We start from the raw sequence: 13186 nt of genomic DNA on the forward strand, positions 1-13186 counted from the left end.
AGGGCGGCCTGGCGCTGACATGGCGGCATCGCGCGCATGCGTGCTCCTACAGGGGGCTTCAGCGCTCGTCGATCGGCAGCCAGTCCTGGTGCTCCGGGCCGGTATAGTCGGCGCTCGGGCGGATGATGCGGTTGTTGGCACGCTGCTCCTTCACGTGGGCCGTCCAGCCGGAGACGCGCGACATCAGGAAGATGGGCGTGAACAGCTTGGTCGGGATGTTCATGAAGAAGTACGCGGAGGCGTGGAAGAAGTCCGCATTCGGGAACAGTTTCTTCTCGCGCCACATGACCTCCTCGCACCGCTCGGAGATGTCGTAGAGGCTGGTGTCGCCGTAATCCTCGGCCAGTGCGTGGGACCATTTCTTGATGATGGCGTTACGCGGGTCGGCGTCGCGGTACACGGCGTGGCCGAAGCCCATGATCTTGTCCTTGCGCTCCAGCATCCCGAGGAGTTTCTCCTCGGCGTCGTCCGGATCGTTGAAGCCTTCGATCATTTCCATTGCGGCTTCGTTGGCGCCGCCGTGGAGCGGGCCGCGCAGGCTGCCGATGGCGCCGGTGACGCAGGAGTGGATGTCCGAAAGCGTGGAGGCGCACACCCTTGCGGTGAAGGTGGAGGCGTTGAACTCGTGCTCAGCGTAAAGGATGAGCGAGACGTTCATGACATCGGCGTGCAGCTGGCTCGGCTTGCGACCATGCAGCATGTGCAGGAAGTGGGAGCCGATGGTGTCGTCGTCCAGATCGGTGTCGATGCGCACACCGTCGTGGCTGTAGCGGTACCAGTAACAGATAACGGCCGGGAGTGCCGCGAGCATACGGTCGATGTGGTCATCCTGCTCGTCAAAGCTCTGTTCGGTCTCGAGGTTGCCCAGCATGGAGCAGCCAGTGCGCATCACGTCCATGGGGTGGGCATCCGCTGGGATCCGCTCCAGCACCTCTTTAAGGGCATCCGGCAGGTGACGTTTGGCTGCCAGGCGTTTTCTGTAGGCTTCAAGTTCCCGCTGGTTGGGCAGATGGCCGTGGATCAGAAGGTGCGCCACTTCCTCGAACTGGGCATTGTTGGCCAGATCGGTGATGTCGTAGCCGCGGTACGTAAGGCCGGTCCCGGTCTTGCCAACGGTGCAGAGTGCGGTCTCCCCTGCTACCTGGCCACGCAGGCCAGCGCCGCCTTGTGGTTTATCGCTCATGGTTCTTTCCTCTCACCTGTCATGCTTTTTGTTGCTGCTAGTTTTTCTGCGCAAAAAGTTCGTCGAGCTTGGCCTCGAATTCGTGATAGTCGAGGAAGTCATAGAGCTCGTCACGGGTCTGCATCTGGTCCACAACGGCCTTCTGGTCGCCGTCGTTGAGAATGTGCTGGTACACGTTGAGCGCGGCTTGGTTCATGGCCCGGAAGGCACTGAGCGGGTACAGCACCATGCCTACGCCCACATCCGCCAGTTCCTGCCGATTGAACAGCGGCGTCTTGCCGAACTCAGTGATGTTGGCCAGCACGGGTACGTCCAGCGCCTCCACAAAGGCCCGATAGTCCTCCAGGTCCGCCACCGCTTCCGCGAAGATGGCGTCCGCTCCGGCGTCCACGCAGGCTTGGGCGCGGTCAATCGCGGCATCGCGACCTTCCTGGGCGAACGCGTCAGTGCGCGCAATGATGAAGAAATCCGGGTCCTGCCGGGCATCGGCCGCGGCCTTTACCCGGTCAACCATCTCGTCCTTTGAGACGATCTCCTTGTTCGGCCGGTGACCGCAGCGCTTCTGGGCCACCTGATCCTCAATGTGCACAGCGGCCACACCGGCGCGCTCCATCTCGCGGATGGTGCGGGCGATGTTGAGTGCCCCGCCCCAGCCCGTGTCGATATCCACAAGCAGCGGGATGTTCGATGCGGCGGTGATCCGGCGTGCATCCTCGACCACATCGTTCATGGTGGTCATGCCCAGATCCGGCAGGCCGAAGGAGGCGTTGGCGACGCCACCGCCGGAAAGATAGATCGCCCTGTGGCCGCTCTTCTCAGCCATGATGGCGGTATAGGCATTGATAGTGCCGACGATCTGGAGCGGCTGGTCTGTCAGCGCATCGCGGAAACGCTTACCGGGGGAACGGGAATCTGTCATGAGAGCACCTGTCGTGTCGGATCTCTATAAATGGGGCTGTCAGCACGGAATACTCGTGACTCAGCGCACAACTGTCAATCACCCTGCGTTGCCGATCAGCCTTGGCTCAATTTCCAGCGCCACGCCAAAACGGGCCCGTACATCCTCCCGGATGCGCTCGGCCAGCGCCAGCAGTTCCGCCCCGGACCCATTGCCGTGATGGATCAGGACCAGGGCCTGTTTCGAATGCACCCCGACATGCGCCTCCCGGTGTCCTTTCCAGCCGCACTGCTCAATCAGCCATCCGGCCGCCAGTTTGACCCCGCCGGGATCCGGATGGGCCACCAGTTCCGGAAACCGTTGCCTCAGCGCATCGCCGGTAGTCTGATCCACCACCGGGTTCTTGAAGAAACTGCCGGCATTGGGCAGTACAGCAGGATCCGGCAGTTTCGCCAGACGGATACGGCTGACCAGGTCGGCGATGGCCTCCGGTGTCAGTTCCTGTTGCGGGTCGTCATAACCGGCAACTTCCCGCGCAAGCTCGCCGTAATCCAACCGGAACGCCGCCGAGCGCGACAGGCGCACCCGTACGCGCACAATGATGAAGCGTTCGGGGTCACGCTTGAACAGGCTGTCCCGGTAGCCGAAGCCGCACGCTTCCGGTCCCAGGGTCCGCAAGCGCCCTTCCTGCCGGTCCCAGGCGTCGAGGCTTTCGAACACATCACTCAGTTCCCGGCCATAGGCCCCGATATTCTGGATGGGCGCCGCTCCCACGGTCCCTGGGATCAGGGCCAGGTTCTCCAGCCCACGATACCCGATGGAGGCGGCGTAACGGACCACCGAGTCCCAGTTCTCCCCGGCTCCCAGACTCAGGATGGCCCGGTCATCATCAAGAACCTGCCACTGGCGTTCATGGATGGCCATGCCCAGCACCAGGCCATTGATATCCGAGCGCAGCACCACGTTGCTGCCGCCGCCCAGAACCTGAACCGGCAGCTTCTGGTCATCCGCCCATTCCAGCAGCTCCGGAAGCGCCTCCGGGTTCACGATGTGGGCGAACCACTGGGCGTGACCCGGCAACCGCAGGGTATTGAACGGCTGCAGGTCGACCCCCTGTTCAAGAACCCCCTGGTTCATAGGCCATGCCGCGTACGCAACTCGGCAAGCAGACCTTCGCCCGCATCCGTGATCAGGTCCAGAACCCGCGCAAAGCCGGACTCTCCGCCATAGTAGGGATCCGGCACCTCCTGCGTATCCGCATGGCGGGCGTAGCTGAGAAACAGTTCCACAGAGGCATCCGCATTGGGCGGCGCCATGGCTCGCAGATCCCCGTGGTTGGCAAGGTCCATCGCCAGGATGTGGTCAAAGGTGTAGAAATCCTCCAGCGAGACCTGGCGCGCCCGCTGGTCCGTCAGGTCAATGCCGCGCTGGCGGGCGGCGTCGGTGGCCCGGGGATCCGGGGATTTCCCCACATGCCAGTGCCCTGTGCCCGCGGAATCGATCCGGATACGGTCCTGCAGCCCGGCATCCTGCAGCTGCTTTGCAAACACGCCCTGGGCCGTGGGTGAGCGGCATATGTTGCCGAGGCACACAAACAGAATGGAGACCGGTTGTGTCATAGTGCGTCACTCCTGATGGGGTGATGGGCCGGCAAGGCGTGCACGGACCCGTTCCAGGTCCACTTCCGTATCCACCCCTGCCGGCGGGGTCTGTTCAGCAATGCCCACCTGGATCCGCGCGCCGTGCCAGAGCGCCCGCAGCTGCTCCAGGGATTCCGCGCGTTCCAGCGGCGCCGGCTGCCAGCCCACAAACTGGTGCAGCAGGCTGACCCGGTAGGCATAGAGGCCAATGTGGCGGTACCAGCCGGCTGTCTCCGGCACCCGTTCCAGCCGGCGCCGGTCCTCGAAGGTCTCCCGGTCCCAGGGAATGGGCGCACGGGAGAAATAGAGCGCCCGCCCGGCTTCATCCATGACCACTTTCACGGCATTGGGATTGAAGAGTTCCTCCGGGTCCCTGATGGGCTCACAGAGGGTGGCGATGGCGGCATCCGGCGCGCCCTCGAGCAGCCCGGCCACCTGGTTGATCAGCCCGGCGGGCAGCAGCGGCTCATCCCCCTGGACATTAACGACGATCGCATCGTCCTCCAGTCCCAGTGTGGTGGCCACCTCCTGAAGGCGATCCGTACCCGAGGGATGATCATCCCGGGTCATGACGGCCTCGCCCCCAAACCCGCGTACAGCCTCACCAATGCGCTCGGAGTCGGTAGCAATGATCACCCTGCCCGCCCCGCTTTCCGCGGCCCGGTCCCAGACGTGCTGGATCATGGGCCGGCCACCGATGTCCGCCAGGGGCTTGCCCGGCAGGCGGCTGGAGGCATAACGGGCGGGGATGACGACAGTAAAGGCCATGGGGAATCCGCTCAGCGTACCGGCGTAAGCCGTTCGTCAGTGGTCAGGGAGCGGCCTTCCTCGGGCAGCATCACGGGGATGCCCTCGCGGATGGGGAACGCCATGGCATCATTGCGGCAGATGAGTTCCTGCGCCTCAGCGTCGTAGATGAGCTTGCCGTGGCACACGGGGCAGGCAAGCAGTGCGATCTGGCGTTTATCCATGGGTTCTGTCCTTCCCCGGCAGTTCAAGCTTTTGATCCAGTTCGGTAACCAGTGCGGCGTCCGGCCTGGCGATCACGTCCAGGACCCAGACATCGTCCCTGGCGATTGTGCGGCATTTTACGCCATCCTTGGCGGTCATCACGACCGGTCCATGTGGAAAGTCCAGATCATCCGAACGGAAACGATGGTGGTCGTCGAACGGATGGGGAATGACCCGGGCACCGAGGTCGTTAAGCGTATCAAAGAAACGCGCGGGGTTCCCTATCCCAGCGACCGCGTTCACCACGCGCCCGCTGAGCCATTCCAGGTCCCGGGTCTCACCGCTGCTCAGGTTGCGCAGCACGGTTGGCACCAGGGTCACTGCGTAGCACTGCTTAGCGCCCGGCAACCCGCCCCGGAACGTAGCGTGCTCAGGTTGGCCCGTGGTCAGGCAGAAATCCACCGATCGTACCCGTTCCAGCGGTTCACGCAGCGGGCCCACCGGCATCAGTGCCCCGTTGCCGACACCCCGGGCGCCATCGAAAATGCAGAACTCCAGGGTCCTTGCCAGGGCGTAGTGCTGCAGGCCGTCATCACAGACCAGCACATCCCCCAGCTTTTCATGTTCCGCATACGCTGCGGAGCGGGCGCGTCTGGGATCCACGAGAACCGGCACACCGGTCTGCTGCGCCAGCATCACCGGCTCATCACCACAGGCCGCGGGGTCCGAGTCGGGGGCCACGGCACAGGGATAGTGATCCGGCCTGGCGCCGTAGCCCCGGCTGAGGATGACCGGTCGCCACCCCTGCGCTTTCAGATGGCTTACCAGCCAGGCCGTGAAGGGGGATTTGCCGGTACCGCCAACCGTGATGTTGCCAACAACCAATACCGGCAAGGGGGAATGATGGACGGGGCGCCGCCCATTCCGGTAAGTCCTGCGGCGCCGATTCACCAGCCAGCCGTAAAGCCACGCCAACGGTGCGAGCCATCCCAGGGGGCGTCTATCCGTATACCAGAGGCGTTCCAGCGTATCCCCCATAGTCCGCGGCCCTGTGCTCAGGCGTCGTCTGAGAACTGGAGGCGGTGCAGCGCCGCGTAGGCCCCGTCATGCTCAATCAGCTCACGGTGGCTACCGATCTCCACAAGGCGCCCGCCATCCATGACCGCGATTCGATCGGCGGATTCAATGGTCGAAAGACGGTGGGCAATCACCAGCGTGGTCCGCCCGGCCATGACCTCTTCCAGGGCCTCCTGGATATGACGCTCTGACTCGGTATCCAGCGCGGAGGTGGCCTCGTCCAGGATCAGGATCGGGGCATCCTTGATCAGGGCCCGAGCGATCGCCAGGCGCTGGCGCTGACCACCGGACAGCAGCACACCATTATCCCCGACCATGGTGTCAAAACCCTGGGGCAGATCCTCGATGAACGACAGCGCATGGGCCTTGCGTGCCGCCTCCCGCACGACCTCCCGGCTGGCGCTGCTCATCTCGCCATAGGCGATGTTATTGGCCACGGTGTCGTTGAACAGGACCACGCTCTGGGTCACCAGCGCGATCTGGCGCCGCAGTGCTTCGAGCTTGAAGTCCCTTACGGAGACATCGTCGATCCGGATATCCCCATCCGTCAGTTCGTAGAACCTCGGGATCAGGCTCACCAGGGTGGACTTGCCGCTGCCGGAGCGCCCCACCAGCGCCAGGGTCTCCCCGGCCGCCACGTTCAGGTTGATGCCCTTGAGCACGTATTCGTACTGCTCCTGGTAATGGAACCACAGATCCTGGAAATCGATGCGGCCATCCACGCGGCCCGGATCCCGGGTCCCGGTATCTTCTTCCTCGGGATAGTCGATGCTTTCGAAAATACTCTGGGACGCCGCGATCCCCTTCTGGATCTTGGCGTGGACCGAAGTCAGCTGGCGCACGGGCTTGGCCATGGTGGAGGCGGCGGTGATGAAGGCAACGAACTGGCCTGTGGTCATGGCGTCCCGGAATTCCGGAGACAGGGCCACCCAGATCAGGAAGCCGATGGCCAGCGAGACCAGGACCTGGACCACAGGGGTGCTGATGGCCTGGGTCTTGGCCATTTTCAGGCTCTGGCGCAGGTTGTCCCAGCTGACCTTGCGGAAGCGCCCGGATTCACGCTCTGCGCCCCCGAAGGTGCGCACCACCCGGTAGCCGGTGATGGCCTCCGAGGAGACATGGGTCACATCTCCCATGGAGTACTGGATACGGCGGCTGATACGACGGAAACGACGGCTCACATAGCTGATGATCCAGCCGATGATCGGCCCCACCGCCAGGAACAGTAAAGTCAGCTTCCAGTTGGTGTAGAACATGAACCCGAGCAGGCCGACCACGGTCAGCCCCTCCCGCAGGATGATGGTCACGGCCTCGGTGGCGGCGTCCGTCACCTGCTCGATGTTGAAGGTGATCTTGGAGACCAGGTGCCCTGAGGATGTCTGGTCGTAGAACCTTGAGGGCACCCGCATGAGATGGTCGAACACCTGCACGCGCATCACATTGACGATGTTACGCCCGACATAGTTCATGTAGTACTTGCTCAGGAAGAAACCGACGCCGCGGATCGTGAACACACCGATGATCAGCATCGGCAGGAAGCGCCGGTTTTCGGGCGTGGGGTTCTGCAGCGCCTCGATCACGAACTCCATGGACCAGGCCATGGCCGTGGAGGCACCGGCATACACCGCATTGCCCAGGGTCGCGACGGCAAACGCCACCCAGAACGGGATCGCGTACCGCAGGAGTCGTTTATAGACCTGCCAGTTGGTCAGGTCTGAGATATCGGAATCATTCGCCATTGGCGTCGGGGCTGTTCTGGGTGCTGATGCTCAGGCCGGTAAACCCGAGGCTGCCGGCCACGTCCATTGCACGTACCACCAGCTCGTGGCGGGCATCGGCGTCGGCGGTAATGATGAACGGAAGCTCGGTATTGCCTTCGGCCACGCTCTGGATGCGTTCATTCAGAGCCTGGCGTTCAACGCCCTCAAGGCGTTCGCCGTTGATGGAATAGACACCATCGGCACTGATCTCCACTTCAATGCGCTTGTTTTCCTGCTCCGCCTCGGTTCCCTCGGCCTCGGGCAGGTCGATCTGGAGCTCAGTCTCACGCGTGAAGGTGGTCGAGACCATGAAGAAGATCAGCAGCAGGAACACCACGTCGATCAGTGGCGTGAGGTTAACCGAAACCTCCTGTTGCGACTGACGCCGGAACTTCACTGCTCACCGCCCTCGTCGACAATGATGTCACGGTCACCGTGGACCACTTCCACCAGCTTGATGGCTTCCTGTTCCATATTCACGACCATCTCGTCCACACGACGGATGAAGAAGCGGTGGAAGACAAGAGCCGGGATGGCCACGGTCAGGCCCGACGCAGTCGTGATCAGGGCCTCGGAAATGCCGCCCGCCAGAACGCCGGGGTCACCCACGCCAGCCAGCTGGATCTGGGAGAACACCTTGATCATACCGATGACCGTACCCAGGAGACCCAGCAGCGGCGTGATGACCGCGATCGTTCCCAGCGGGTTGAGGAAGCGCTCAAGCTCATGCACCACCTGGGAGGCTTCGTGTTCGATGCTCTCCTTCATGATGTCACGGCCATGCTTGGCGTTACTGAGCCCGGCCGCCATGATCCGGCCAATGGGCGAGGATTCCTGGATCGCCTTGAGGCGGCGTGAGTTCAGCTCCTTTTTCTTGATCAGCCGCCAGAGCTCATTGGTGGTCGCCGCCGGCGCCACACGACTGATCCGAAGCGCATAGAACCGCTCAATGATGATGGCCAGCGCCAGGATGGAACAGATCAGCAGCGGAATCATGATGAATCCGCCGGGCCTCAGAAGCTCGAGCACACGCCTTCTCCATGCTGTTGAACAAGCGCCGACACTTTAGCACAGGCGCACCTTCTGGCCACAATCCCGCGCGGGTTCCACGCGCCACCCGCCCTCTTCCGGCAGCAATCGCAGTTCCCCGGTGCGCGGAGTGAACAGCACCCGCGTCGCCGCGTTCTCATATCGCTCAAGGGCCGGCGCCCCGGCCTCTCCCTGATACCAATCGGGCGGTGCCAGCACCGAAACCGACGGCGACAACGCCTCAATGAAGCCGAGTTGCGAGGACCGCCCCTGACCACCCCGTGGCGCCATAAGCAGATCGACCTCCCGGCCCTTGCCGAGTTCCCTGAGAATACGCCTCTCCCCACGACGGTCCACGGGCCCGGCAAGCAACGCCGTGCGTTCTCCACTGCGCAGCAGCAGACTGCACTGTCCGCCCGCAGCCATCCCACTCAGGGTAATACGCCCCCTGCCGGTGTGTTGCTCCAGCGTACATGCGGGCGCTTGAATAACACGGCGGACATCCGGAAGCCTGGGGGACACCCAGTATTGCTGCGGGTCCATATCCGGATCCCCCAGCACCAGTTGATCGATCACGCTGATCCCCAGCGTATCCAGCCAGGCACCTATTCGGTCACGGGTAATCGCCCGAGTCCGCGAACCGGGCTCACGCCCATCAAACAGCACCGTCCACGCCCCATCCCGGATCACAACCACCGGCCCACCCACGCCATCCGCCACCCTCACCTCATGGGCACTCCCAACGGGTGCCACCGGCTGATGCCCAGCCAGGGGAACCAGGCCCAGCACAGCGCCGGCAAGCAGGCGGTAGGGCCAGCCAACTGGCAACATCGCACACAGGACAAGAGCAGCACCCACCAATGCGGTGCCGGGGGCGGGCACGGGCAGTTCAAAAGCCCACTGCTGGGCCCAGCCCAGGGATGACCAGAGCACGGTGACCGCCATATCCACCCCAGGAAGGACCCAACTGGCGGACGCTGGATGGAGCAGCAATAAGGGTGCGGCAACCAGAATCACCGGCATCACCACAACGGAAAGCCAGGGAATGGCAACCAGATTCACAGCAAAGGCAACGCCGGACGGGGCCATTCCATGCCACAGCAACAGCGGTGCTAGACCAGCCACAACGGCAAACTGGGCCAGCACCAGACCACTCACGGCACCGGGGGAACGGAGGCGGGCGCCCAGCCCCAGTATGAGGCAGGCCACGGCGCCGAAGGACAGCCAGAAACCCGGCCCCCACAGGGCCCGTGGCTCCAGCACCACCACCATCATCAGGGCCATCAGCCAACCGTCCCAGAGCCGCCATTGGCGTCCGGAGGCGAGCATCCAGCCCGCCACGGCCACCATCACCAGCGCGCGCTGGGTCGGCACGGTCAACCCAGCAAGCAGCGCGTATCCCGTCGCCACCAGCCCGACCAGGACAAAAGCGATCATCCGACCCGGGGCAGGTCGCCTGTGGGCCGCGCGGGTAATGGGCGCCCCCAGGACCGCGCCGGCAATGGCGGCCACCAGTCCCACGTGCAGGCCGGAAATGGCCACCAGATGCTGGGTCCCCGTGGCATCAAGCCGACCCCAGTGCTCTTGCTTGAGGCCCGCGCGGCTGCCAAAGAGCAGCGCCTCCACCAGCTCAGGATTTCGAAGGCGCTGTCCGTGACGATTGAGGCGGTGGATCAGCCCAACGCGGGCTGCATGGTAGTGGCAGGCGAGGCCACAGAATTCGGGGGCGGGCTCCATGCTGCGGACCCTGGCAATGGCGCCGATGCGCTCGCGCCAGAGCCACTTCTCAAATCCGCCACCGCCGGCGTTGAGCGGGGCACGCGGCGGATTCAGGCGAGCTTCAAGCACCACGCCGCCACTGATCCGGTGGCGGGAAGCCTCGCCGTCCAGCGTGGCCCTGATCCGGGCAGGCAGTTGTCCATCCCCACCGCTGGTACAGACCACAAAAGCCAGGTGACCGCCGCTGGTGGGCCGGGCGGGGTCACAGACATAGCCCTTAACAGTAACCGGCTCCGTCCATGCCTTTGGCTCTGTGGGTGGCTGTACCCCCGGCCATTCCAGTAGGATAAGCACAACTGTCAGCGCCAGCATCCCTGCGCGCATAGCACCCTTCCCTGTCATACCGTGTTTTCGTTCGGATGAGGTGAGCTTCACTCATGGACAGACGTTTCTTCAGGCGCCTCATCCCTCACCCGGATCAGCTCCGCCGGTTCCGTGCCCTGAAGCTGCTCGGCGACGTCCTGCATGAACCCAACCTGTGGCACATCAACCGCCACTCGGTGTCCAGGGCCATCCTGCTCGGCGTGTTCTGGTGCATGGTGCCCATGCCGTTCCAGAGCCTGCCGGCTGCCATGACGGCCATCTGGTTCAATGCCAACCTGCCGCTGACACTGATCACCCTCTGGATCAGCAACCCACTGACAATGGGACCACTGCTCTACGCCGGTTACGCCGTCGGTGTCCTGGTGCTCGGGCGCCCCGGGGAGGCCGAGCAGTTCCAGCTCAGCTGGGAGTGGATCAGCAGCCGCCTGATCGAGGTGGGTGTGCCGCTGTACATCGGGTCCCTGATCCTGGGCGTGGTCTTTTCCCTGAGCGCCTATCTCGCCATCCAGCAGTTATGGCGCCGGCGTGTGCGCCAGCGCTGGCATCAGCGCCAGTACGAACGCCGCCTCAGGAATCGGTCTCACTGAGCCCACCGTGGTCCAGGCGCAGCACGCGTCCCATCCCCTGAGCCAGCTCCAGGTCATGGGTGACCACCACGAAGGCGGAATCCAGCTGCTCGTTCAGTTCGCGCATCAACCCCTGGATCCGCTCGCCGGTATCGTCATCCAGATTGCCCGTGGGCTCGTCCATCAGCACACAGCGCGGATCGTTGACCAGTGCCCGCGCAATCGCCACCCGCTGGCGCTCACCGCCGGACAGCTCCGATGGCTTGTGCCTGAGGCGCTCACCCAGGCCAACACGCTCCAGCAGATCCCGGGCCTTCGCCCTCGCCTGGCGGGGACTGTAACGCCCCAGCGCCGCCGGCAGCGCCACGTTGTCGAGCGCACTGAACTCCGCCAGCAGGTGGTGGAACTGGTAGACGAACCCCAGGGTGCGGTTGCGGAAGCGGCAGCGCTCACGCTCGCGCATACCATGGATGGCCTCGCCGTCGATCCAGACATCCCCCTCGCTGGGCCGGTCCAGCCCACCCAGCATGTTGAGCAGTGTGGTCTTGCCGGAGCCGGAACTGCCCACAATGGCCAGGGTTTCCCCGGGCGCAACGCTCAGGTTCACGTCCGAGAACACGCGCAGGGTTTCGCGCCCTTCGCGGTACGTCTTGGCCAGGGTACGGCACTGGATGATCGGTGTCTCACTCATAGCGCAGGGCCTCCGCCGGCTGCACCCGGGAGGCGCGCCACGCCGGGTAGATGGTTGCAAGCAGGCTCATGGCAAGGCCGGCGCCACCGACAATGAGCACGTCGTTGAGCTGCAGTTCCGACGGCAGGTAACTGATGAAATACACATCCGCACTCAGGAACTGCATGCTGAGCACGCTCTCGATCCACTCGATCACGCTGCTGATGTTGAGCGCCAGCAGTACGCCCAGGCCGGTGCCGATGAGGGTGCCGCCCACGCCGATCACGCCCCCCTGGATGATGAACACGGCCATGATGCCGGCCGGGGTCATCCCCATGGTCCGGAGAATGGCGATATCCGCCTTCTTGTCCGTCACCACCATGACCAGCGCCGAGACAATGTTGAATGCGGCCACGGCCACGATGAACATCAGCAGCAGACCGATCATGGTCTTTTCCATCTGGATCGCCTGAAAGAGGTTGCCGTGGGTCTGGGTCCAGTTCATGGTCCGATAGGCGCCCGGCAGCGACTGCGCGATCTGATTGGCCACCCGCGGAGCCTGGAAAAGCTCCTCCACCTGGATCCGCACGCCCTGAGCCTTATCCCCGAGACGGAGCAGTTTGCCGGCATCCCTGTAGTGGATCAGGGTGTAGCTGCTGTCGAGTTCCGCCCCGACACTGAAGGTGCCCACCAGCGTGAACCGTTTCATTCGGGGCAGCACACCCGCCGGGGAAACGGACGCTTCCGGCAGCACCACGGTCACCCTGTCCCCCATGCGGATCCCCAGGCGCCGTGCCAGTGCTTCACCCAGGATGATGCCGAACTCGTTCGCCTTGAGGTTCGACAGACTGCCATGGGTCATGTGTTTCTGGATGATCGAGACATCGGGTTCGTATTCCGGGTCCACGCCGTTGATCAGCGCACCCTGAACCTGGCCCCTGCCCGTGAGCATGCCCTGGGCCCGTGAGAATGGCGCCACGCCCGTCACCCTGGGGTTGGATTCGGCGACCCGGGCCACATCGCGCCAGTCCTCCATGCCGTCCGGGCTCTCGACCACTGCGTGCGGCACCATGCCGAGAATGCGTTCACGCAGTTCCCGGTCAAAGCCGTTCATCACTGACAGCACGGTGATCAGCACCATGACCCCGAGGATCAGGCCCAGCATTGAGACCAGGGAGATGAAGGAAATGAAGTGGTTGCGTCGTTTGGCGGCGGTGTAGCGCAGGCCGATGAATACGGAAAGGGGTCTGAACATAGATGGTTACCGGAATCCTTGGGCAGGTCGGCCGCGCCTGCACTGTCATGAATC

At 63.8% G+C, this 13186-nt stretch carries 14 protein-coding genes; 1 reads left to right on the top strand and 13 read right to left on the bottom strand.

Translation table 11 applies throughout. The annotated features are described in order from the left end of the window. Positions 1 to 58 precede the first annotated feature (58 nt). The 11 genes from prpC to GLW01_RS08605 all read right to left on the bottom strand — a co-directional run bounded on the left by prpC (position 59) and on the right by GLW01_RS08605 (position 10641). Positions 59 to 1183, bottom strand: coding sequence for a bifunctional 2-methylcitrate synthase/citrate synthase (gene prpC / locus GLW01_RS08555; RefSeq protein ID WP_151439471.1), 1125 nt, complete (start codon positions 1181 to 1183; stop codon positions 59 to 61). Between the two features lie 37 nt (positions 1184 to 1220). Continuing rightward, entirely contained in the window at positions 1221 to 2102 is an 882-nt protein-coding gene (gene prpB / locus GLW01_RS08560) for a methylisocitrate lyase (protein ID WP_160898806.1), read from the bottom strand. 78 nt (positions 2103 to 2180) lie between these two features. Beyond that, complete coding sequence (gene murB, locus GLW01_RS08565; protein WP_160898807.1) at positions 2181 to 3218, bottom strand: UDP-N-acetylmuramate dehydrogenase; 1038 nt, start codon at positions 3216 to 3218, stop codon at positions 2181 to 2183. After that, the gene (locus GLW01_RS08570; RefSeq protein ID WP_151439468.1) at positions 3215 to 3700 is read right to left on the bottom strand and encodes a low molecular weight protein-tyrosine-phosphatase; all 486 of its coding nucleotides are present in this window, start codon (positions 3698 to 3700) and stop codon (positions 3215 to 3217) included. The genes murB and GLW01_RS08570 overlap by 4 nt, the downstream gene beginning before the upstream one ends. Before the next feature lie 6 nt (positions 3701 to 3706). After that, positions 3707 to 4489, bottom strand: coding sequence for a 3-deoxy-manno-octulosonate cytidylyltransferase (gene kdsB / locus GLW01_RS08575; RefSeq protein ID WP_151439467.1), 783 nt, complete (start codon positions 4487 to 4489; stop codon positions 3707 to 3709). Between the two features lie 11 nt (positions 4490 to 4500). Further along, the gene (locus GLW01_RS08580; RefSeq protein WP_160898808.1) at positions 4501 to 4692 is read right to left on the bottom strand and encodes a Trm112 family protein; all 192 of its coding nucleotides are present in this window, start codon (positions 4690 to 4692) and stop codon (positions 4501 to 4503) included. After that, complete coding sequence (gene lpxK, locus GLW01_RS08585) at positions 4685 to 5647, bottom strand: tetraacyldisaccharide 4'-kinase (RefSeq protein ID WP_237416534.1); 963 nt, start codon at positions 5645 to 5647, stop codon at positions 4685 to 4687. The genes GLW01_RS08580 and lpxK overlap by 8 nt, the downstream gene beginning before the upstream one ends. A gap of 80 nt (positions 5648 to 5727) precedes the next feature. Beyond that, complete coding sequence (gene msbA, locus GLW01_RS08590; protein WP_160898810.1) at positions 5728 to 7488, bottom strand: lipid A export permease/ATP-binding protein MsbA; 1761 nt, start codon at positions 7486 to 7488, stop codon at positions 5728 to 5730. Continuing rightward, positions 7478 to 7906, bottom strand: a complete 429-nt coding sequence (locus GLW01_RS08595) for an ExbD/TolR family protein (protein ID WP_151439463.1) — start codon at positions 7904 to 7906, stop codon at positions 7478 to 7480. The genes msbA and GLW01_RS08595 overlap by 11 nt, the downstream gene beginning before the upstream one ends. Then, on the bottom strand, positions 7903 to 8505 hold the full coding sequence (locus GLW01_RS08600) for a MotA/TolQ/ExbB proton channel family protein (RefSeq protein ID WP_202405648.1): 603 nt from the start codon (positions 8503 to 8505) through the stop codon (positions 7903 to 7905). The genes GLW01_RS08595 and GLW01_RS08600 overlap by 4 nt, the downstream gene beginning before the upstream one ends. Before the next feature lie 69 nt (positions 8506 to 8574). Beyond that, positions 8575 to 10641 (bottom strand): ComEC/Rec2 family competence protein, encoded by a 2067-nt coding sequence (locus GLW01_RS08605; protein WP_160898811.1) that lies wholly within the window; start codon positions 10639 to 10641, stop codon positions 8575 to 8577. A gap of 53 nt (positions 10642 to 10694) precedes the next feature. On the opposite strand from GLW01_RS08605, the gene GLW01_RS08610 reads away from it, so the two are divergent. Beyond that, the gene (locus GLW01_RS08610; protein ID WP_151439460.1) at positions 10695 to 11228 is read left to right on the top strand and encodes a DUF2062 domain-containing protein; all 534 of its coding nucleotides are present in this window, start codon (positions 10695 to 10697) and stop codon (positions 11226 to 11228) included. On the opposite strand, the gene GLW01_RS08615 is transcribed toward GLW01_RS08610, so the two are convergent. Beyond that, complete coding sequence (locus GLW01_RS08615) at positions 11209 to 11898, bottom strand: ABC transporter ATP-binding protein (RefSeq protein WP_160898812.1); 690 nt, start codon at positions 11896 to 11898, stop codon at positions 11209 to 11211. The two genes, GLW01_RS08610 and GLW01_RS08615, sit on opposite strands and share 20 nt — an antisense overlap. Next, positions 11891 to 13132 carry a lipoprotein-releasing ABC transporter permease subunit gene (locus GLW01_RS08620; protein ID WP_160898813.1) on the bottom strand — a complete coding sequence of 414 codons (1242 nt, stop codon included), beginning with the start codon at positions 13130 to 13132 and terminating at the stop codon, positions 11891 to 11893. The genes GLW01_RS08615 and GLW01_RS08620 overlap by 8 nt, the downstream gene beginning before the upstream one ends. Positions 13133 to 13186 lie beyond the last annotated feature (54 nt).

Origin of the sequence: Vreelandella halophila (genome assembly GCF_009856365.1) — a bacterium.
GTDB lineage: Bacteria > Pseudomonadota > Gammaproteobacteria > Pseudomonadales > Oleiphilaceae > Halospina > Halospina utahensis_B.